Raw genomic sequence first — 21,984 nt, 5'->3', positions numbered from 1 at the left:
CAAAATCCAATGACTGTTTTTACTGAAAAATATATCAATCCGTTTACCGACTACGGTTTCAAGAAACTGTTTTGTGAAGAACCTAACAAAGATTTGTTATTGGATTTCCTCAATCAGTTACTCAAAGAGGAACAAGGCGAAATTACCGATTTGACCTATCTCAAATCAGAACGACTTGGAGAGAGCGACATTGACCGCAAAGCCATTTTTGATTTGTATTGCGAGAATCAACGGGGCGAGAAATTCATCGTGGAACTTCAAAAATCAAAACAAAATTTCTTCAAAGACAGAACCGTTTACTATTCGACCTTTCCCATTCGCGAGCAAGCCAAACGAGCAGATTGGGACTTTGAACAGAAGGCCGTGTACACCATTGCCATTCTTGATTTTGTGTTCGACGCCGATAAAAATGAACCCTCAAAATTTCGCTATGATGTAAAACTTTCAGACATTGAAACCCAGAAAGTTTTTTACAACAAACTGACATTTATCTATCTGGAGATGCCAAAGTTCAACAAAACAATAGACGAACTGGAAACAAGATTCGACAAATGGTTGTTTGTATTAAAAAATCTCAATAAATTGGAACGAATCCCGGATAAACTGAGAGAAAACATTTTTGAAAAACTATTTGAAACAGCCGAAATTGCCAGGTTCACACCCGAGCAGGCACGTTCGTACGAGGACAGTTTAAAATATTACCGTGATTTAAGAAACTCACTGGACACAGCCCGTGATGAAGGCAAAAACGAAGGTAAAAACGAAGAAAAAATGGACGTAGCCCTCAGAGCCCTCAAAAAGGGATTGTCATCCAAAGACATCGCAGAGCTGACCGGTTTGCCGGAGTCGGAAATTGAAAAAATGAGGTCATAAATTCAAATATCAGGACTAAACCAATCAATCCCCACAAATAAACTCCACACACTTACAGTCTGCAAACAATAGTCATGTAACCTTTTAGAAACCATAACCCACTCCCACACATGAACTTCGACCTCCACGAATGGCATACAAAAAAACAATACGGCGATATTCTGCTCGATTACCTGGGCGATATCACCCCTGAGAGTATTGCTGAGAGTATGCAAACGCTGGAGGCACAGCTCAACGACGACACCATCAAGCTTCCCCTGCGAAAAAAGGTGTATCAGGTGGCCATCGAAGCCATGCAAAACCTCTATCACCATGTCGACCGGGTACCCGAGGAGATGTCAACCCAAGCCAGCGGAACTCACTTTGCGGTGTTTCTGGTGAGCAAAGATGGCCCCTTTTTTCGGGTGAGTACTGGCAACTTTGTGACCCGTCACAAAGTACGATTCCTCAAAGACCGTATCGAACAAATCAATTCCCTCTCGGATTACGAGGTGAAAGTGCTGTATCGCGACATTCTCAACAACAACGAATTTTCGGAAAAAGGAGGCGGTGGCATGGGATTGCTCGACATTGTGAAAAAAACAGGAAATAAACTGGACTATTTTTTTCATCAAATCAACGAGGATTACTATTTTTACTCACTGGATATTTATATAAGTTAAAACACCATATCGACCGTATGGAAACAATTATTAGAGAAGGAACTCCCAAAACACCATTTGTTCGCTTTGACTCCGACAAAGGCCTGGTAGAGATCAAAGGGCGCTCGATTCCCGAGAACTCAGTGGAATTTTACAAGCCCTTGATCGACTGGCTGGAAAAATACAGCGGTAGTCCGACGAAAGAAACCAACGTGAACATACAGTTGGAATATTTCAACACCAGTTCTTCTAAATGCATTCTAGACATCTTTAAAAAACTGGAGCTGATTCATAAAAAAGGCAATCCGGTGGAAGTGAACTGGTATTACGAAGAAGATGATGAAGACATGTTTGAAGCAGGGGAAGATTATCAATCAATCATTAACATTCCTTTTAAAATGATTGAAATGGAAGAGTAAACCGCTCTCTTGCCCCACCTCATACAACCCCGTTGTAAAACACGCATTTCTGTGGCTCAACAAGCAATCATTTCGTTGGGTTGTTCGATAATTAATAAAAAATTGTCGATAAGTGATGCGTTTATTACATCGGGGTTTTTGGGCTATGCCAAATTTGGAATGACACCATCAACCGCCATCCCCGCCTTCGTCCCCTTCCTCGAATTTTTTCCAGGTGCGATGCTTCAACAATGCCCAGATCTCCATCAAACGCGACACCAATCGGAAATAAAGAAAGACGAATAAAATGATGTTGAAAGCCCAAATCACCATCACATTGGCCCATAAGGTAGGAATTTGATAACGGCCAAAGTTTTTACTCGATGCCAGAAAGTGAGCCAACAGATAGGGATGCGAACTTTTGCGATAAACAGGGTCGACCTTTTGAATGAAACGACCATGATACTCAATAATTTTGTCGGCCAGCATCTGATTGGTATTGCGCATAAAACGATCAAGGGCATCGTTATAACAACGGTCACGCAACAGCAAGTACTCCTCGCGTCCCATGGTTTCAATCTGCTGATTTCTCATCAAATCCAATTGGCGATCCGCATCATTGTATTGTTGTCGATAATAAATCCGTAACGTGTCGATGGTCGAACGCAAAAAATGATCGATCGAATCGTTGTACCGGGGTTTCATCAATCGAACCATCATGGGCTCATGCCCCAAGACGGCCTGTCGATCAAATTCGGAAGCAAAAACATGGAGCAACTGATGAACCTTGGCATCATCACCTTGTCCATGTGCAATTTTGGCAGCTTCAATTTTGGCAAACATGGCCGGCGACCAGTAATCCTTCATGTACATGGCGCGGCTTTTCTGTTGCTCTAGTTCAAAAAACGGCTTTTGGTAAGCATTGGCACTATACTGATGCACTGCCAACGCCTCAAAAGCCCAACGAGCCGTCACCAATTCACCGTACCAGGGGATGTCGTCGGGCGATGCATAATGAGGATTGAAACGATCGTACCCCACAAACACGCCACTCAGAATCAACTGAGGAATGATCAGGAAAGGTATAATGATGTAAATATTGACAGTCTTGGAGAGCGAATCGGAAATGATCAACCCCAACAAATTGGCAAACACAGCAGCACTGAACAACACCAGCCAATAAGGAAAAAACATCTGATGCACTTGCATGATGCCATTGCCAATCCAAACAAACAGAGCCGTTTGAATGGCTGAGATGGTGCCAATAATCACGACCTTAGAAAAAAGGTAACTCAACCAACTTAACTGCAGAAAAGATTCCCGATTAAGAATTTTACGATCACTAATAATCTCTTCGGCACTGAGCGTAAGACCTGCAAAAAGCGAAATAATCACAGCAATCACCAAATACACCACCAAATTGGGATTGTCGGCAAACACATACCCTCGATTAAAAGCTTCGTCCACATTGTAATAACGCAACAATGAAGCCAGGAGAACAGCCAGCACGGGAGCCTGTAACAAGTTGATGAACCAATAAGAAGGGTTACGCAACTTCGACAAGAGATCGCGAGAGGTAAAAACAAAAAATTGCCGCAAGCGCCCGGGTACCTTGAAGTTGACCGCAGGCAACTCTGCTTTCTCCACCTGAACAGCACGGCCGGCCAAACTCTGCGTGTATTGATGCCGTTCATACCACTCAACCGGGTTGATGCGTCGACGTGAAGTGAGGTTTCCATACTCGTCCACCACGTGCGTGTTGACAATGTTCAGAATCTGTTCGGCATTCACATTCCCACAAGCAGGACATTCGTTGGCATCACGTCCCGCGTGATTAACGCCGGCCTTAAAATAGGTGATGCTCTCAACCGGCTCACCGTTATATATCAGATATCCCCCGGTATCGAGCACAAGCAACTGATCGAAAAGCTTAAAAACAGTAGAGGATGGCTGATGAATAACCACAAAAATGAGCTTTCCCTTAATGGTGAGTTCCTTAAGCAGGTCAATGACGTTCTCCGAGTCGCGCGACGAGAGCCCCGAAGTGGGCTCATCGAGGAAAAGAATGGCCGGCTCTCGTATCAACTCCAACGCAATGTTCAGGCGCTTACGCTGCCCTCCACTGATATTCTTGAACAACGGACTTCCCACCTTCATCTGTCGCACCTCATAGAGTCCTAACGAACGCAATAAGGTCACCACCCGGTCTTGTATCTGATCTTCACTCCAATCACCAAAACAAAGACGGGCATTATAATAGAGGTTTTGGTAAACGGTCAAATCCTCCATGAGCAAATCGTCCTGCGAGACAAGTCCCACCAACCCCTTCACCTTATCGGGGTGGCGATGCATATCGATCCCATTGATAGACACCGATCCTCCGGAAGGCTTATAAATACCGCACAACAGGTTTATCAGGGTGGTTTTACCGGCACCACTGTCGCCAATAACCCCCACCAAACGCCCCGACCGTGTAGCAAAAGACATGGGATGCAACCCCACATTCCCCTTCCGAAAAATATAACTAAGATCATCAACCTCGAAAGTAAACGGCTGCTCGGAGACACACGACAAAAAGCAGCTAATGATGTCACTATAAAACAATGGGTCGGAACGACGGCTGCGAATAGAACTCCCCGGATGAAGCACATGCACCGTGTCGGCCGACACCAACTGCCCGTTGAGGGTCAGGTTGGCGTCACGACTGCAACGCATCAACAATAACGGCAGAGACTCCAGATACAAGACATGCACCTCAGCTTCAATGTCGTCCCACATGAGAAATCGCCCCTGAGCAGCCCGTTGTTCGTTTTCGGAAATAATGAGCAACTGATCACAAAGAGGCGTCTTTTCGAGGGGCAAAACGATAAAATCATAGAGCAATCGAAACTCGTCATCACGAATATTGAGGGTTTGCGACACGTTGAGCACAAAACCATGCTCCAACTCCGAAATACCACTGCCCGAATTGAGAAACTCAATTAACTGAATAACGAGAATAATCTTTTGGAAATAAGTCAACTCCTCGTTGATGGCCATGGCAATGCGCAAGGTCTTGACAGAACTGACCGACACACGACGATGGAAACGCCCCCGGTCACTCAAACGAGATTCGTGTTGACGATAGAACTCATCAAAGAGTTCGAGATATTCATCCGTTTGATGCGAATTGAGGTGACGCATCAAAAACGCTTTGACAATCGCACGGCGCGAAAGCAATTCTCCCGACGAAAACACCACCACAGCAAACAGCTGCATCAACGCCCTCAAAATTCCCTCACTCATATTTGTAAGGGATTATAAGATGATTATCATGAATAAGCTTATTAATTGAGCAGACTTTTAAACCCAATCATCACCAACACTACCCCGGAGTGGAGCTTTTGCTCGTTCAATCGTGCTTCAATGATACACTCAAGTGACCCTTCGACTTTAAAATCCCAATATTCGGCATTGACCGTTTTTTTACTATCGAAGAGCAATCGACGATTTTTATCATAGACCGAAAAAATAATGTTCCCCGCCTCTTGACTACAAGCCGCAATTCGATAGATATTACCTGCGTAAAGCGAGGTGTGAAATTCGGCCACTTCATCGCCCGTTAGAAACGCCTTCATTGCCTGGCCGGTGGTGATATAAGGCGACATAAAACAACCGGCGCATCGCGCGGTCAATTCATCCTGCTGAGAACTCAACGACACCGGGAAAAAGGCCAGCATCATGGTGATTCCCAAAAACATCGCCATTTTTTTCATAAATATTGTGCTTTAGATGATTGGTTAAATTTACAAAAAAAATAGGCCATACAAAATAAAAAGTGACTTCGCTGCCGACAATGGGCTTGTGTGATATGCCCGCCATTAAGCCAATACAGATAAAAAAACGCCAGAATGACATCATTCACAGAACCAATAAGTCAAATTGTCATCATTCAATCAATGGCAAGCAAATTGAAGATAACCAATACAAAAAACAGAGAACAACGAACAATTATCAGTGGACTAACGCAGATAACTGAAACTTTAAAATATGAACCTGAATAATTTCACCATCAAATCGCAGGAGGCCATTCAAAAAGCCTTTGAAATTGCCCAAGGAAATCAACAACAAGCCATCGAAGCCGGCCATCTGCTCAAAGGCATGCTCGAAGCCGACGACAACGTGATGAACTTCCTGTTTCGCAAGTTGTCCATTCGCGACATTAAGCCGGCTCTCGAGGGCATCATCGCATCGTACCCAAAAGTGAGCGGTGGCGAAAATTACTTATCGCGCACAGTCAATGACCTCTTGCAAAAAGCCGTACAACTCTCGCAAAAAGCAGGCGATCAGTACGTCAGCATCGAATACCTTTTGGGTGCGTTCCTGCAGGTCAAAGACCAGGTGAGCAACCTGCTCAAAGACGCCGGTTTGGGAGAGAAAGAACTGACCCAGGCCATCGCCGAACTGCGCAAAGGCAATAAGGCCACCTCACCATCGGCCGAAGACAGCTATAACTCACTGAGCCGCTATGCGGTAAACCTCAACGAGCGGGCTCAGTCGGGCAAACTCGACCCCGTTATCGGGCGAGACGACGAAATTCGACGCATCCTTCAAATCCTCTCCCGTCGAACCAAAAACAACCCCATCCTCATTGGCGAACCGGGCGTGGGAAAAACAGCCATCGCCGAAGGATTGGCACACCGCATTGTCAAGGGCGACGTTCCTGAAAACCTCAAATCGAAACAGATTTTTTCACTGGATATGGGGGCGCTCATTGCCGGAGCCAAATACAAAGGCGAATTTGAAGAGCGTCTCAAAGCCGTTGTCAACGAAGTGATTGCCGCCGAAGGCGAAGTCGTTCTATTTATTGACGAAATTCACACACTGGTGGGTGCCGGCAAAAGTGAAGGCGCCATGGATGCAGCCAACATCCTAAAACCCGCATTGGCACGGGGCGAGTTACGCGCCATTGGGGCGACCACACTCAACGAGTACCAAAAATATTTTGAAAAGGACAAAGCGCTCGAGCGCCGATTTCAAATTGTGATGGTGGACGAACCCGACACACTCAGCACCATTTCCATTCTGAGGGGACTGAAAGATCGCTACGAGAGCCACCACAAAGTACGTATTAAGGACGAAGCCATCATTGCGGCCGTAGAACTATCGCAACGCTACATCAGCGATCGCTTTTTGCCCGACAAGGCCATTGACCTGATCGACGAGGCCGCCTCGAAGTTACGGCTCGAGATGAACTCCGTACCCGAAGAGCTGGACGAAATTGAACGCCGCATCAAACAGCTGGAAATTGAGAAGGAGGCCATCAAACGGGAAGGCGACCAACCCAAACTCACCTTGCTGGGACAACAAATTGCCGAACTGAAGGATCAACGCTCTGAACTGCGGGCTCGCTGGGAATCGGAAAAGACCCTCATCGACAAAATTCAGAAACATAAATCGGAAATTGAAACACTCAAATTTGAAGCCGAACGCGCCGAACGAGAGGGGAACTACGAAAAAGTAGCTGAGATACGCTACGGACGCATCCAGGAAGCCGAACGTGCCATCGACAATTGCAAGCAACAGCTGCAACAACAGCAGTCGGACAACCCGATGATTAAAGAAGAGGTCGACTCAGAAGATGTCGCTGAAGTGGTGAGCCGATGGACGGGCATCCCGGTATCGAAGATGATGAAGAGCGAGAAACAAAAACTACTGACACTCGAAGACGAACTGCACAAGCGCGTGGTGGGTCAGGAAGAAGCCATCCGCGCCATCTCCGATGCCGTGCGTCGCTCACGAGCCGGATTGCAGGACGCCAAACGCCCCATTGGATCGTTCATCTTCCTGGGAACCACCGGCGTGGGTAAAACAGAATTGGCCAAGGCGTTGGCTGAGTTTCTCTTTGACGACGAAAACCACCTCACCCGCATCGACATGTCGGAATACCAGGAACGCCACTCAGTATCACGACTCATTGGGGCACCTCCCGGTTATGTGGGTTACGACGAAGGAGGACAACTCACAGAAGCAGTGCGTCGCAAACCATACTCGGTCGTGCTGCTCGATGAAATAGAGAAAGCACACCCTGACGTTTTCAACATCCTGCTTCAGGTGCTTGACGACGGACGGTTGACCGACAACAAAGGACGGACAGTGGATTTTAAAAACACCATCATCATCATGACCTCCAACAGTGGGTCGCAACTGATACAACAAAACTATGAAAACGTGACCTCAGCCACGCTGGATGCTGTGGCCGAAAAAACACGCAAAGAAGTGTTTGAACTGCTCAAACAGACCATCCGACCGGAGTTTCTGAACCGGATTGACGAAGTAATCATGTTCACCCCCCTCCACGAGGATGAGATACGCATGATTGTACAACTACAGTTCGCCGGCATCCAAAAGATGCTCCGGGGCAACGGCATTCGTATCGAAATCACCCCACGGGCGGTTCAATGGATTGCGGCAGCCGGATTCGACCCGCTGTTTGGCGCTCGCCCAATCAAGCGAGCCATGCAGAAATACGTGCTTAACGATCTGTCGAAGCAGCTGCTGGCCGACACACTCGCCCGCGACCAGGCCACTATGGTAGACGAGGAACATGATCAGCTCATCTTCCGCAACAACAATCCATCATAATACGGCAACAATACCGGGTATCGCCCCCAAATGCGATACCCGGTAAAATAAACAGAACTCACAACCAATCACATCCGCAAAAAAGGCAATAAAAATGCGCCTTTGCTATTGCAAGAAAAAAAAGAAGCATTATCTTTGCATCGCTTTTAAGGAAAAGCTTTGCGGTCGAAAAGATCAGTAAACTGGTTCGGTAGTTCAGTTGGTTAGAATACATGCCTGTCACGCATGGGGTCGCGGGTTCGAGTCCCGTCCGGACCGCAAAAAAACATTTTATTGCATCACGTTTCAACCTTGAAACATCAAGGTTCGGTAGTTCAGTTGGTTAGAATACCTGCCTGTCACGCAGGGGGTCGCGGGTTCGAGTCCCGTCCGGACCGCTTGATGCAATAAAAACAACATCGAAAAATATCAGGTTCGGTAGTTCAGTTGGTTAGAATACATGCCTGTCACGCATGGGGTCGCGGGTTCGAGTCCCGTCCGGACCGCTGATAATTTTTAAAAGGTCGTTACAACTTTGTTGTGATGACCTTTTTTTTTACATGCACCAATCATTTCACACCTGAACCCCCAACCCACAAGGATCATTGGATTGCATAAAAAAGGTGAGCCGACAACCGACTCACCCTTATATTCAGATAACTAAGGCGAATTAATCGCGATAGCTTTCAATTTTCTTAAGCAAACCTTCCACGGGAATAATTTCCATGAATGTGGTTCCACCACCAATTCCGAAGCTTCCACCGATGTAAACCACCATATCGTCTTCGTGAAGAATTTCTTTCTTCTGCAATTTCTCTACAGTTTTCTTCAAACGGTCAGCCTTTGAAGTACCTTCTTCAGTCAAACGGGGGAACACACCATAAGAGAGGTTCAATTCGCGACCCACACGTTTAGAATAGCAAAGCGCATACACAGGGATACGACCACGGAAAGCAGCAATGAAACGAGCCGTTTTACCGGTAAAGCTATCAGTAATGATGGCTTTAATGGGCAATTCCACACCAGCTTTCACAGCCGTTTCAGCCAAATAAGCAGTCACCTCTTTCACAAAAGGTACAGGAATATCGTTACGGTTGTCTTTAGCAGGCTCCACTTCACGAGCAATACGTGACATGGTTTTCACTGCTTCAACAGGATAATCACCATAAGCCGTTTCACCACTCAACATGATGGCATCGGTACGATAATAGATGGCATTGGCGATATCGGTCACCTCGGCACGAGTCGGACGAGGATTCTTAATCATGGTGTGCAACATCTGAGTAGCCACAATAACGGGCTTTTTACGCTCAACGCACTTACGAATAAGCTGACGCTGAATCAAAGGAATGCGCTCCTGAGGCACTTCAATACCCAAGTCACCGCGAGCCACCATTACACCATAAACCACATCCAGAATTTCGTCGATGTTGTTAACACCTTCCTGATTTTCGATTTTTGCGATGATTTTTGCAGGACAACCTTTGGCATCCAAAATATCCTGAACCTCTTTAACGTCAGCTTTGTGACGAACAAAAGAGTGAGCAATAAAGTCAATATCGTTTTCGATAGCGAATTCGATACAATCAACGTCTTTTTTAGAGATTGAAGGCAAGCTCACACTCACACCGGGAAGGTTCACACTCTTACGGCTACCAACGGTACCATTGTTTTGAGCTTCGCAAATCAGGTGATCTGCTTTTTTCTCAATCACTTTGAATTCAACTTCACCATCGTCGATCAAAATCATGTTACCTACATTGAGGTCTTTCACGAAATCGGCATACGATACGCAAATACACTCTTTGGTAGATTTGGTGTTGATATCACCTTTCATTTGCAGAATGTCGCCGGTACTGAATTCCAATTTGGCGTCACAAACGGTAGTCCGAATTTCAGGACCTTTAGTATCCACGAGAATGGCAATTTTCTCAGACACAGCACGGGTGTTATTCACCACACGCATCATCCCTTCTCGATCCATGTGAGCTGTGTTCAGACGCACCACATTGATCCCGGCTTTGTAAAGCTCTCTGATAAATTCAACGTCACAACGTTGATCCGAAATAGTCGCAACTATCTTCGTGAATTTTTTCATTGACAATTAATTAAGTGTTTTACGATAGAATTTCAGAAATATATTATTTTTCAGACATTTTCAACAACGCCAGAACCGCCAACCGATATGACTCCATGCCGAAACCGGAAATAGATCCACAACAAACAGGGGCGATAAATGAATGATGACGTACGGCCTCGCGCTTAAATACATTGGAAATGTGTACTTCAACCACAGGAGTTTTCACAGCAGCAATGGCATCGGCCAAAGCCAAAGAAGTATGAGTGTATGCGCCTGCATTAAAAACAATGCCATCGGCCGAAAAACCGACTTCATGAATCTGATTAATCAGCTCACCTTCGATATTCGACTGAAAATAAGAGAATTCAACCTGCGGAAACTGATCTTGTAGCTGTATCAAATAATTGGAGAAAGACTGATCACCATAAATGGATCTTTCGCGCACGCCCAACAAATTCAAATTTGGGCCATTGAGAATCACTATTTTCATAACCGGCGCATCTTTTATTGCGTGGTGCAAAAATAGAGAGTTTCACGTAAAAAAAAAACCAAAAAAAACCAAAAGAAAAGCGTTATCATAAAAAAATTTAAAAAAATCCCTTGCAGCGAATACAGTTTAATAGTTATTTTTACTTAACTTTGTAAGCGGGAATTAAATACTTAAATAATATCAAAATGACTTGGGAAAAAGAAATTGAAGGCTTTAGAACCTACCTCAAGGTAGAGAAAGGGCTGTCGGACAATTCGATCCACGCCTACGTAACAGATTTGCAGAAGCTGGTTGTTTACCTGCGCGAGAAGGGCATGAACATTGGTCCTGATCAGGTGGTATTGGCCAACCTGAAAACCATGATGCAGGAGATTACCGACAGAGGAATCAGCCCTCGCACACAAGCTCGCATCATCAGCGGCATCAAATCGTTCTACAAATATCTTCTGATTGAAGAGAAAGTAGAAAAAGACCCCACCGCATTGCTGGAAGCCCCACGCGTGGGTCGCAAGCTTCCGGAAGTATTGACGGTAGAAGAAATCGACTCGATCATCAACACCATCGACGTTAAAAAATCGGAAGGTCAACGCAACAAAGCCATCCTGGAGACACTCTACAGCTGTGGTTTACGCGTATCAGAACTCATCGACCTGAAGATCTCAAACCTCTTTTTCGAATCAGGTTTTGTAAAAATTGAAGGCAAAGGCAGCAAAGAACGTCTGGTTCCCATCAGCACCAAAGCCATCAAAGAAATCAACCTGTATTTGAGCGACTATCGCCGTACATTAAAAATTGATCCGGCCGATGAAGACATCTTATTCTTGAACCGTCGCGGAAAGAAACTCTCACGCGTGATGATATTTACCATTATCAAGACCTTGGTTGCGAAAGTAGGTCTGACTAAAAACATCAGCCCGCACACATTCCGCCACTCATTTGCCACTCACCTGATTGATGGCGGTGCCAACTTGCGTGCCGTACAAGAAATGCTGGGTCATGAGTCAATCATCACCACCGAAATTTATACCCATCTCGATAAGGAATACCTGAAAAATACCATTGTTCAGTATCACCCGAGATCATAACACAACAATTCGATACAAAAAATGCGTTTCATTTTTATGAAACGCTTTTTTTGTATTCCTCCTCCCCATCACAACACAGTCGCATCAATTAAAAAAGCGATGAAAGATTGTATTGGAAATATCGATGTCGTCAAGCATTTAAAACAGCCACCGAAGAAGGGGCATAACGATTGGTTAACTCAATGCGATAGCGCTCCTGCAACGGTTCAAAACATTTCATGGCCAGGGTTGGATGATTGTTTTCCTCGGAGAGATGCGACAAATACACCATTTTCAAACGAGGACCGGCATGGGTGTCAACCAATTCGAGTGCCTGCGCATTAGACAAATGACCGTGACGTGAGGAAACCCTATTTTTAAGAAACAGCGGGTAATTACCATCCCAAAGCATCCGTTCATCATAGTTTGATTCAAGAAAAATGGCATCGCACATGGCCACGTGTTGCTTCACATTGTCGCAGGGTTCACCAATATCGGTCATCACCCCCACACACACCTGAGCGGATTGCACCACAAAGCTGCAAGGCTCAGCAGCATCGTGATACTTGAGGAAAGTATGGATGCGCAACGAAGCCACGCCCACCTCTTGCCCGGGAGAAAACGGCGTGTAGACATCAGGACGATTGGCGTCATAACACCGATTAAAAGTGCCGGGACTCATAAAAACAGGAACCTTGAGTTTCTGACTCAGAAGTTTTACGCCACGCGAATGGTCAGAATGTTCATGAGTGATAAATATGGCACGGATTTTCTGCTCCGAGAGCCCCACCTTCTTCATACGGTCGAGCACCTGCCGTCGACTAACACCTACATCCACAAGCACGGCATCGTGCTCGTTGCCCACATAATAACAGTTACCATTGCTACCCGATGCCAAGGCACATATCTGAACCATCGATTTATTCATTAACAGGTGACGAAGAAGAAACAGTAAAACACTCAAAATCATCAGCCCCCGCATACTGCATCAAGAGTTGACGGGCACGCACAACAGCCTGCTCCAAGTCGCCGGAAGCCTCAAAGGCCACAAAAACCATTAAGAAACGGGTGGTTCGGGGAGAGACCATGGTGCGCACCGAATCACTGGTGGGGGATCCAAAGGCACTCAAGCTGTCGCGAAACACGGGCAACGACTCGATATTGAGATCGCCACGGCCAATGCCCACGTAAGGCTCTTCCGGCTCACCCACCCCCAGAGTAATGGCACCCATGATATTATCAACATCGTATCCACCAATAGAAAAACCGGTAGTGGCCGATATAAGGTTTAAAATATCAACCACATTGCAAATATCATAAAGCGCCCGGCCATTGGCCACACGGCGCAGCAAAGCTTCGGCCGACGGGCGGTAACGATTGGGATCCTTGCCCAAAGCGCGATAAGTATCCTTGGTGGCTTTCACTGGCGCCATTTCGCGAATAGATTCGGGTGTATGCGTTTCGGCCAGAAGCGACAGCTGCCGGTCAATTTCGGACTTCAACTCAGATGAAGAAGGAGCCACATTGACCCGGCAGGCAAAACCGGACAACAAAAGATGGGGTAGTTTGACCCGGATGGCCGGTTCGATGGATATTTGCATAAAAAAGTGGTGTTATGACCTCAAAAAATTTGAACTGCAAAGGTAAAAAAGAAAGCCATGCCCATCAAACGGCAAGCGGCTAAAAAGGATAACTTTGCCATTCAACCGGAAACGACAAGCGCAATGACATTAAAAGCTGTATTCTTTGACATGGACGGAGTTTTGTACGACTCGATGCCCAACCATGCCAGCACTTGGAAAAAAGCATTTGCCACCGTGGGCATCGACTACCCCGAGGCATCCGCTTACGAAAACGAAGGGCGCACCAGCAAAGGCACCATCGAACTCACCTATCGCACCCACCTAAAACGCGAAGCCACCCCCGAAGAGGTTCATGCCGTGCAGACACTCAAAACACAACTGATGACGCAAAGCCCGGCACCAGCTCCGTTGCCCGGCATTCAACCCCTGATGGCTCAGCTACGCGAAGCAGGGATCCGAACATTGATCGTCACCGGATCGAAACAACCGTCGCTGCTCAACCGCGTGAAGAATGATTTTGGGATTGATGCTTCAGAGATGATTACCGGTAACGATGTCACACGCGAGAAACCGGATCCACAGCCCTACCTGATGGCGCTGGAACGCGCAGGAATTGATGCCCATGAAGCTATCGTGATTGAAAATGCCCCCCTGGGGGTTCGTTCAGCCAAGGCAGCAGGCATCGCCACCATTGCTGTCAACACGGGTATTCTGCCCGATTCGCGTTTATTGGAAGAAGGTGCCGACAGGGTTCTCAATGGCACAGCACCACTTTATGAACAGTGGGCAGAAGTGGCCGCAGAGGTGAGCCGAAAAAGATGATTTCATAACAAACATCTGCTCAAAAAACTGATCTCTTCAACATGCATTAAAAAAACGATGCCGGAATAAAAGGCAAATCACCGCGGTCGATTTTTATTTCACCGCGGTGATTTACTCAAAAGCCCGCCGCCTTTTACTCAAAAGCCCGCCGCCTTTTGAAAAAAAGACGGCGGGCTTTTTAATGCTCACCGGGAAAGATTATTATATCATCAACATCCACCACCACCACTTCTCACGCATACACCGTCACCACAAGCCGCCGGGCACCGCCATGATTTCGGAATTCACAAAGATAAATGCCCTGCCAGGTACCCAAATTCAGACGACCTCGGGTAATGGGAATGGTAATATCGGGGCCAATGAGCGAAGCTTTGACGTGCGCCGGCATATCATCGTTCCCTTCGAAGGTATGCGTGTACTCACGACGATTTTCGGGCACCAGGTTGTTGAGAATGGTTTCAAAATCGTGACGAACCGACGGATCGGCATTTTCATTAATGGTGAGCGCCGCCGAAGTATGTTGAATGAAAATATTGACCAACCCCACATCGGGCAAGGGGGGTAATTGCGAAGTGATTTGACTTGTCACCAAGTGATAGCCCCTTGGGAAAGCAGGCAGGGTAATTTCAAACTGCTGAATCATCGATCCGGAAGTGATGGATTATTGGGTGGGGGGTTGAATGTATTAAGTCGTGAGACTCATTAAAATCAAGCAAGAGAATCGAGACTTTTCATTTTTTTACATTTCAGTCATGATGTCTCATTAAAAAATCCAATGCAAGTCAGCCGCCCATGCGGATTCGCCACTCTTTGGGATAGTAATTATTGACCCTGTTTCCAACGGCCTTGACCCACCCCAACGGAACACCGTAATAAGCAACCCGGCACCATCCGGTCACATCAGAAACAGACAGCTGCGTGCCACCACGCAAGAAATGCAGCGCTTCATCAACTGAAAGTTCATGAATTGGGGAATAGTCATCGACAACATCCAACGACAAAGCCAACGACTCATGTGGCACCAAATCGTTGCGCACCAATTGTCCCAAGCCAATTCCCTGATGAATGAACCGCACTTGTGATGCCAAACGACTGTAAACCATCAGGGGCACATGCGTAAGCGCATAAATGGTTTGGTTGATGGTCGACATAAAATATTGATCCTGTCCTTTGAGAATCCCTTGAGGCACTTTTGCCTTGACCATCTTTTCAGAACGTTTGTTTTTCACAGCTCCGTGCATATTGCCTTCCTTCTGCAACACGGCAATGAAAAAACCTTCGCCACGTGCCTGGTGCGGGTAAAAGGCCCACCCTTGCCCATCACCCACCGGGATCGGTGAAACGCCCCAGCTGTCGTCAACTGCGATGGACACCGGACTGGCATCGTATTGCTTCAGCAACCAGTTCATATTGTCCTGATTCTCGGCAGGATTAAAGGTACAGGTCGAATAAACCAAATAACCACCGGGTTTGAGGGCATCCCAAATATGTTGCAGGATGTTTTGCTGCCGTGTAGCGCACATGGCCGCATTTTCGGGTGACCACTCACTTCGGGCATCCAAATCTTTTCTAAAAAGACCTTCACCACTGCAAGGGGCATCCACCACCACCACATCAAAAAGCGCCTCAACAGACGAGAACGCCGAAGGAGCGGACTGAGACACTAAGATGTTGCCATAGCCCCACTTCATCATGTTCTCCATCAAAATATTGGCACGCAAGCGCACAGTCTCGTTGGCCACCAAGACCCCCCTGCCATTTAAAAACGAAGCCATGAGGGTCGATTTCCCACCCGGAGCAGCACACAAATCGAGCATCACCGGATCGGCAGGCAAATCGGGCAACGCATTCAACACATGCCACAAAAACATCGACGATGCTTCCTGCGGATAATAACAACCGGCATGAAACAATGGATCGAGCGTAAAAATGGGACGCTGAGGCAAATACAAGCCATGTTCACACCACGGAACCGATAAAGACTCAGTGAAAACAGCGGCATCTTTGGCCGGATTGACACGCACCGAAACAGGGGCTTCAGTGTCAAGTGCCTTTAAAAATTGTGACGCATCGGAAGGAAATTGATGCTGAATACGGGCAATAAAATCAACGGGTAATTGCAAAACAGATGTCCTTTAAAATGTTTTAACTCTCCTGCTCAAAAAAGAGCTTGTAAAAATTCAGACCCTTCTCGTTATCAAAACCACGCTCGATATAATTCTTTTTGCCATGAATGTAGACATGGAAATTTTTATCGAGTTTAAGAATCGATTTAAAGAACTTCTTCTCGCCCTTGACGGCACTTTTTGAAATATCGAATTCGGAGGGCAAAGGGCACTCCTGCTCAGCTTCGTAAAACTCTTTAAACTGGTTAAATGCACTAATGGCCTCGGGTTGTCGAATCACTTCGTGAGCAAAATCATCTTCAGAAAAGTTGTCCTTCTTATTAAAATAATCCACGGAGCGATTGAGAATGTCAATCTGGTCGGCCTTTGGCACGCGATTTTCGGCATTAAAAACCTCGCCGATAAACTCGCGGCACATTTTCATGTAATTATTGGTGTAGTAATAGTTATCCTCACGCGGCTTGAGCCCCAGAAAATCGTCGCGCCAAAAGCGTGCTTCATTGCCCTTGTTCACATTATCGATGGAACAGACTTTGAGCCCTTGCTCCCGCTCGGTATTGAAAATGATACACCCTTTATCGAGTCGTTTGACATTGATCCCCTCCTGAGCGCCTAACTCGAAGTTCTGATCCTTGAGATACACCTTTAGGAAGGTCTCTTTGGTTTCGGACTTAAAAATCCCCAGGCCGTCGGTCACCTCACCATCAACCACCACGTTTCGGAAGAGAACCATGTAAAACTCGCCTCCCCGAATCATGGCATGATTGGATGCCTCATAAAGCCGTTCGGCCAATTTGACCGAAACCTCCAGAAACGAAAGAGGTTCATCGAACAACTGCAAAGCCAGGCGATAAGCCTCGTTGAGCGACACATCCTCGTCGTGAGCAAAATGAAAAAAAGCCTCACTCTTAAAGGGGCGAAAAAAATAGTTAATCAACAACTCGCCCACAGCATCATCGTTTTGCATCTGATAAGGCGTGCGCGAAAACTTCACCGGCTCGCCCTGCGCCTTACACCCGATGTGATGGATAACCAACTGGTCGATAAAGACCTGCGAAAACTCAATCATGCCATAAACCTTTATGATTTTAATCAACAAACCTACTTTATTTTTGCAAAACTTCCAATGCAGGCGAGCGGCATCCCCCTATTAAATGCCCTCATTGAAGATTATTTTGGTAACTTCGCCACAAACGCCAACATCATGTTCAGCCATCTCCTCTCCTTTTTAGCCGGAGCAGCATTTGCAATGCTCATTCGCCACTTATGGGCAACTTACCAGAAGCCCGTTAACGCCTCCCCAAAGGAGGCTTCAGAGGTGTCGGCACATCACGCAGTGCCAACAACACCTGAAATATCCCCCAATGACACAAGCGACAACGCCACAGAAGAGTCGCAACGCGAACGACCATTGGTGCTACTCATCGAAGACGACAGCGAACTTTCGGGCTACTTGGCAGGCATGCTCTCACAGCACTATACCGTTATCGTGGAGGATGACGGCAAAAAAGGCATCACACAAGCCACACAACTCCAACCCGACCTGGTAATCACCGACGTGATGCTTCCGTCGATGAATGGACGCCAGATATGCCGCCACCTCAAAACCACCTTCGAAACCAGCCATATTCCGGTGCTGATGCTGACAGCCATGAGCGACGACAGCGACATTGAACAAGGACTGAGCGAAGGAGCCGACAGTTACCTGACCAAACCATTTAACATCAAAGTGGTGATGGCACAAGTTGCCTCCCTGATTCGCTCACGGCAACAATGGCAACAACGATTGGGAAAACCCTTGCTGCAATGCCCCGACAACATTACCATTCCACCCCTCGACCGTCGATTTATGGACGAATTATCGCGCATCATGGAAGAAGAATTGGGCAATCCAAACTTTGATGTCAGCGGTTTGGTCAGCCGTATGCACATGGGTCACTCCACCGTACTGCGCAAACTAAAGGCCCTCACAGGCATGTCACCGGTCGATTACATCCGCTCGTACCGAATGCAAAAAGCAGCATACATCTTTCAAAAAGAAAAACTACCGGTCTCGGAAGTCAGTTACCACGTGGGCTACTCCGACCCCAAGTATTTCAGCAAATGTTTTGCGCGAGAATTTGGAAAGACACCCAAAGCATACATGAAGGAGATACACGAAGGGACTCTGTAATCCGACAGACCATCATCAACGACCAAGGGCCGTGGAATCACCCCCACGGCCCTTGGTTATTATTCTGAAACGGCTCACTTATTCAGCGGCTGCGTTTTGAGCACTGCGCAACGACATGATGTCGCGATCGAACTGATAAAGATTACCATCGCCCAACAAATTGAGTTTATCGATGATCTCCTGAACCGAAGCCTCTTCTTCAATTTGCTCGGTCACAAACCACTGGATCCAATTCATAGTGGTAAAATCCTTCTCATCGTAACAAACAGCCACAATGTTATTGATACTTTCCGATACGTACTGTTCGTGCTTAAGCACTTCGTCAAAAAGCGCTTTAACGGATTTAAAATCAGCAGGAGGCTGCTGCAGGGCACTAATAACGGCTTTCCCGCCACGTTCATTCACGTACTTCACAAATTTAAGCATGTGCATGCGCTCCTCATCGGCCTGTGCATAAAGCCAGTCAGAAGAACCTTTCAAACCCTGATTTTCGGCCCATGAAGCCATGGCCAGATACAGGTTTGATGAATAAGCTTCTTTCTCAATCTGTTCGACCAGAATCTTTTCAACTTTTTTGTTTAGCATCGTTTTAATATTTAGAGGTTGATAATCGCATCTCAGAGTGCCCTTAAAAATAGGTGTTTTAGACCAAAATGCGTGCAACAAAAATGCCCTTTCATAAACTTTTTCAGAGAACTGAAAAAGGCAACGAATTGGTCAAAATACGTGCAAGAAATCGTCAGACCGATGCAGCCAAAGGGAATGTTTGATACATTTACACACCATTTTAATTAAACACTACAAAACAAAGGAATCATGTATTTATGCGAACAAACATGGCGATGGTACGGGCCCAACGATCCGGTAGGGCTTTGGGACATTCGCCAGGCAGGTGCAACAGGTGTTGTCACCGCCTTACACCATATTCCCAACGGAGAAGTATGGACGATTGAGGAAATTCAAAAACGCAAAGCGGAAATAGAATCTGTTGGTCTGCGCTGGTCGGTGGTGGAGAGCGTGCCAGTACACGAACACATCAAAACACAGACAGGCGATTTCAATCGCTACATCGACAACTACAAACAGAGCCTGCGCAACCTGGCCGCCTGCGACATTCGCGTGGTGACTTACAACTTTATGCCGGTGCTTGATTGGACACGAACCGATTTGGCCTACACCATGCCCGACGGCTCCAAAGCACTGCGCTTTGAACGCGCTGCATTTATAGCCTTTGACCTATTCATTCTCAAACGCCCGGGTGCCGAAAAGGACTACACAACAGCCGAAAAGGAAAAAGCAAGCGCCCGCTTTGCACAAATGAGTGACGCCGAAAAGACGTTGCTGACCCGCAACATGATTGCCGGTTTGCCGGGCTCCGAAGAAAGCTTCACCGTAGAACAGTTTCAGCAAGCACTGGATCGTTACAATGACATTGATGCAGAAAAGCTTCGCTCCAACTTGGTGCATTTCCTCAAGCAGATAGCTCCGGTAGCCGATGAAGTGGGCGTTCAATTAGTCATTCACCCCGACGATCCCCCGTATGCCATCCTCGGACTGCCACGCATCCTGAGCACTGCTGACGATTTCCAGAGATTGATTAACGAAGTACCCAATATATCCAACGGCTTATGCCTTTGCACGGGCTCCTTTGGCGTACGAAATGACAACGACCTGGCCGGCATCATGCGGCAGTTTGGCGACCGCATCAATTTTGTGCATTTCCGTAGCACCAAACGCGATGCAGAGGGTAACTTTTACGAAGACAACCACCTGGAAGGCGACGTAGACATGTACGGTGTGATGAAAGCCTTTTTGGAGCTGCAACAACGCCGCCAAACCTCCATCGCCATGCGCCCCGACCACGGCCATCAAATGATTGACGATCTGAAAAAGAAAACCAATCCCGGCTACTCATGCATCGGACGCCTCAGGGGCTTGGCCGAACTCCGGGGACTGGAGATGGGCATTGCCAAATCGATGGAAGCATCTAAAAAGTAAAAAACACCCCTTTTTGATTTTTCATCCCCGGCGAACTAGCCGGGGATTTTTTTTGTGATGTCACGACATCGTAAAAGATACACGATAAAACATCTCCGCCTATCAATCCATAATAAGTCAGCAGCGGCTATTTCAAAACTTTAAAATCTTCAATCGCAGTTCTCTTCGTGTTTTTTATGATATTTTTTACAAAAATTATAACTTAAGAAACCAAACTACCGTAATAAGCCCAATAATGAATTAACTGAAAATAATGTCCTCTTACCACCTCAACGATGCCACACAAACAAAAACACATCGACCTTAGCTACCTGACGAGTATAGCCGACAACGACCAAAACTTAATAAAAGAACTGGTAGACATTTTTTTAGAACAACTACCCGAATTCACAGATGGCCTCAGCACCGCTTATGAAAGGCACGACTGGAGCACAATCGCCTCGCTGTCCCACAAAGCAAAATCGTCGGTGGTATCGATGGGAATGGAAGAACTGGGCAACATCGACCTCAAAAATCTGGAACTATTGGCTAAACAGCGCAAATGTGAAGAATTAGCCAATCACCAAGACGAAAAAGCCAAGAAAGAATACACCTCACTTGATGCCAATTTAAAGAGTTATCCCCCCGAGAAACAAATTTGGGTCATACAAAATGCCAATGATGCAACGATGAAAGAAATAATTGATAAATTTGTGAAAATTTGTGAGCAAGCTCGCGAAGAACTCCATCAAACTTTTGGCAAATAACCTGAAAAAACCATGATAACAATTACTCAACGCAACGGCATCAGCATTGGCGCCATCCATGAAACAGATCGGTTGAACGCGGCCAATGCCCACCTGGTAAAACAACAACTGAACGAACGACTCACCAATTCGGGATCCCATTTATTACTCAACTTGAGTAACATCCGATTCATTGACAGTACCGGTATCGGCGCCCTGATTTCGGCGCTTAAAACGGCACGACAGCACGAAGCCACCTTTCAGCTGTGCAACATTCAAAAAGACGTTGCCAGTTTATTAACCCTGATGAAGCTGGATAAAGTATTTGACATCTTTGCCAACGAAGAAGAGGTGGTGCAATAACAATCCAAACACACAATAAAAAAGCGGTTTCCTTGTCGGGAACCG

20 protein-coding genes and 3 tRNA genes are annotated in these 21,984 nt (G+C 46.5%); 13 read left to right on the top strand and 10 right to left on the bottom strand.

The window, feature by feature from the left end; all coding sequences use genetic code 11:
- The first annotated feature begins 9 nt into the window (after positions 1-9).
- From LX69_RS06650 to LX69_RS06640, 3 genes are all read left to right on the top strand, one after another.
- Positions 10-873: an Rpn family recombination-promoting nuclease/putative transposase gene (locus tag LX69_RS06650; protein ID WP_111445048.1), complete on the top strand. Its 864-nt coding sequence runs from the start codon at positions 10-12 to the stop codon at positions 871-873.
- A 110-nt stretch (positions 874-983) separates the two neighbouring features.
- Positions 984-1,535 (top strand): SiaB family protein kinase, encoded by a 552-nt coding sequence (locus LX69_RS06645; protein WP_111445047.1) that lies wholly within the window; start codon positions 984-986, stop codon positions 1,533-1,535.
- Positions 1,536-1,552: 17 nt separating this feature from the next.
- On the top strand, positions 1,553-1,933 hold the full coding sequence (locus LX69_RS06640) for a DUF1987 domain-containing protein (protein ID WP_111445046.1): 381 nt from the start codon (positions 1,553-1,555) through the stop codon (positions 1,931-1,933).
- A 168-nt stretch (positions 1,934-2,101) separates the two neighbouring features.
- Here the strand turns inward: LX69_RS06640 and LX69_RS06635 are convergent, their stop codons facing one another.
- On the bottom strand, positions 2,102-5,197 hold the full coding sequence (locus tag LX69_RS06635) for an ABC transporter ATP-binding protein/permease (protein WP_111445045.1): 3,096 nt from the start codon (positions 5,195-5,197) through the stop codon (positions 2,102-2,104).
- A gap of 41 nt (positions 5,198-5,238) precedes the next feature.
- Positions 5,239-5,667, bottom strand: a complete 429-nt coding sequence (locus LX69_RS06630; RefSeq protein WP_146260659.1) for a hypothetical protein — start codon at positions 5,665-5,667, stop codon at positions 5,239-5,241.
- Between the two features lie 274 nt (positions 5,668-5,941).
- Here LX69_RS06630 and clpB point away from each other — a divergent pair, with 274 nt between their 5' ends.
- The 4 genes from clpB (at position 5,942) to LX69_RS06605 (ending at position 9,021) form a co-directional block, all read left to right on the top strand.
- On the top strand, positions 5,942-8,536 hold the full coding sequence (gene clpB, locus LX69_RS06620; protein ID WP_111445042.1) for an ATP-dependent chaperone ClpB: 2,595 nt from the start codon (positions 5,942-5,944) through the stop codon (positions 8,534-8,536).
- A 184-nt stretch (positions 8,537-8,720) separates the two neighbouring features.
- Positions 8,721-8,794: transfer RNA gene (locus tag LX69_RS06615), tRNA-Asp, on the top strand.
- Positions 8,795-8,839: 45 nt separating this feature from the next.
- Positions 8,840-8,913 (top strand) — tRNA-Asp (locus LX69_RS06610).
- A gap of 34 nt (positions 8,914-8,947) precedes the next feature.
- Positions 8,948-9,021 (top strand) — tRNA-Asp (locus LX69_RS06605).
- A gap of 164 nt (positions 9,022-9,185) precedes the next feature.
- Here the strand turns inward: LX69_RS06605 and pyk are convergent.
- A complete protein-coding gene (gene pyk, locus LX69_RS06600; protein WP_111445041.1) occupies positions 9,186-10,613 on the bottom strand; it encodes a pyruvate kinase in 1,428 nt (475 codons plus the stop codon).
- A gap of 43 nt (positions 10,614-10,656) precedes the next feature.
- Positions 10,657-11,085 (bottom strand): type II 3-dehydroquinate dehydratase, encoded by a 429-nt coding sequence (aroQ, locus tag LX69_RS06595; RefSeq protein WP_111445040.1) that lies wholly within the window; start codon positions 11,083-11,085, stop codon positions 10,657-10,659.
- 185 nt (positions 11,086-11,270) lie between these two features.
- Between aroQ and xerD the strand changes: the two genes are divergently transcribed.
- Complete coding sequence (xerD, locus tag LX69_RS06590; protein ID WP_111445039.1) at positions 11,271-12,170, top strand: site-specific tyrosine recombinase XerD; 900 nt, start codon at positions 11,271-11,273, stop codon at positions 12,168-12,170.
- 130 nt (positions 12,171-12,300) lie between these two features.
- On the opposite strand, the gene LX69_RS06585 is transcribed toward xerD, so the two are convergent.
- Together LX69_RS06585 and LX69_RS06580 are read right to left on the bottom strand one after the other, a co-directional pair.
- Positions 12,301-13,065 (bottom strand): MBL fold metallo-hydrolase, encoded by a 765-nt coding sequence (locus LX69_RS06585; protein WP_111445038.1) that lies wholly within the window; start codon positions 13,063-13,065, stop codon positions 12,301-12,303.
- Between the two features lie 4 nt (positions 13,066-13,069).
- On the bottom strand, positions 13,070-13,750 hold the full coding sequence (locus LX69_RS06580; RefSeq protein ID WP_111445037.1) for a B3/B4 domain-containing protein: 681 nt from the start codon (positions 13,748-13,750) through the stop codon (positions 13,070-13,072).
- 57 nt (positions 13,751-13,807) lie between these two features.
- Here LX69_RS06580 and LX69_RS06575 point away from each other — a divergent pair, with 57 nt between their 5' ends.
- The gene (locus LX69_RS06575) at positions 13,808-14,554 is read left to right on the top strand and encodes an HAD family hydrolase (RefSeq protein WP_245934951.1); all 747 of its coding nucleotides are present in this window, start codon (positions 13,808-13,810) and stop codon (positions 14,552-14,554) included.
- A gap of 232 nt (positions 14,555-14,786) precedes the next feature.
- Here LX69_RS06575 and LX69_RS06570 read toward each other — a convergent pair whose 3' ends face one another.
- The 3 genes from LX69_RS06570 to LX69_RS06560 all read right to left on the bottom strand — a co-directional run bounded on the left by LX69_RS06570 (position 14,787) and on the right by LX69_RS06560 (position 17,749).
- A complete protein-coding gene (locus LX69_RS06570) occupies positions 14,787-15,197 on the bottom strand; it encodes a secondary thiamine-phosphate synthase enzyme YjbQ (RefSeq protein ID WP_111445036.1) in 411 nt (136 codons plus the stop codon).
- A gap of 139 nt (positions 15,198-15,336) precedes the next feature.
- The gene (locus LX69_RS06565) at positions 15,337-16,677 is read right to left on the bottom strand and encodes a methyltransferase RsmF C-terminal domain-like protein (RefSeq protein WP_111445035.1); all 1,341 of its coding nucleotides are present in this window, start codon (positions 16,675-16,677) and stop codon (positions 15,337-15,339) included.
- A gap of 22 nt (positions 16,678-16,699) precedes the next feature.
- On the bottom strand, positions 16,700-17,749 hold the full coding sequence (locus tag LX69_RS06560) for a nucleoid-associated protein (RefSeq protein ID WP_111445034.1): 1,050 nt from the start codon (positions 17,747-17,749) through the stop codon (positions 16,700-16,702).
- On the opposite strand from LX69_RS06560, the gene LX69_RS06555 reads away from it, so the two are divergent.
- Positions 17,705-18,853: a response regulator transcription factor gene (locus LX69_RS06555; RefSeq protein WP_111445033.1), complete on the top strand. Its 1,149-nt coding sequence runs from the start codon at positions 17,705-17,707 to the stop codon at positions 18,851-18,853. The genes LX69_RS06560 and LX69_RS06555 overlap by 45 nt on opposite strands.
- 78 nt (positions 18,854-18,931) lie before the next feature.
- Here LX69_RS06555 and LX69_RS06550 read toward each other — a convergent pair whose 3' ends face one another.
- Positions 18,932-19,438 carry a ferritin gene (locus tag LX69_RS06550; protein ID WP_111445032.1) on the bottom strand — a complete coding sequence of 169 codons (507 nt, stop codon included), beginning with the start codon at positions 19,436-19,438 and terminating at the stop codon, positions 18,932-18,934.
- A gap of 231 nt (positions 19,439-19,669) precedes the next feature.
- Here LX69_RS06550 and uxuA point away from each other — a divergent pair, with 231 nt between their 5' ends.
- The 3 genes from uxuA to LX69_RS06535 all read left to right on the top strand — a co-directional run bounded on the left by uxuA (position 19,670) and on the right by LX69_RS06535 (position 21,939).
- Positions 19,670-20,851 carry a mannonate dehydratase gene (gene uxuA, locus LX69_RS06545; protein WP_111445031.1) on the top strand — a complete coding sequence of 394 codons (1,182 nt, stop codon included), beginning with the start codon at positions 19,670-19,672 and terminating at the stop codon, positions 20,849-20,851.
- 275 nt (positions 20,852-21,126) lie between these two features.
- Entirely contained in the window at positions 21,127-21,597 is a 471-nt protein-coding gene (locus tag LX69_RS06540; protein WP_111445030.1) for an Hpt domain-containing protein, read from the top strand.
- Between the two features lie 12 nt (positions 21,598-21,609).
- A complete protein-coding gene (locus LX69_RS06535) occupies positions 21,610-21,939 on the top strand; it encodes an STAS domain-containing protein (protein WP_111445029.1) in 330 nt (109 codons plus the stop codon).
- Positions 21,940-21,984 lie beyond the last annotated feature (45 nt).

Source organism: Breznakibacter xylanolyticus, assembly GCF_003254275.1.
Taxonomy (GTDB): domain Bacteria; phylum Bacteroidota; class Bacteroidia; order Bacteroidales; family Marinilabiliaceae; genus Breznakibacter; species Breznakibacter xylanolyticus.
This window is presented reverse-complemented; position numbering and strand designations above follow the sequence as displayed.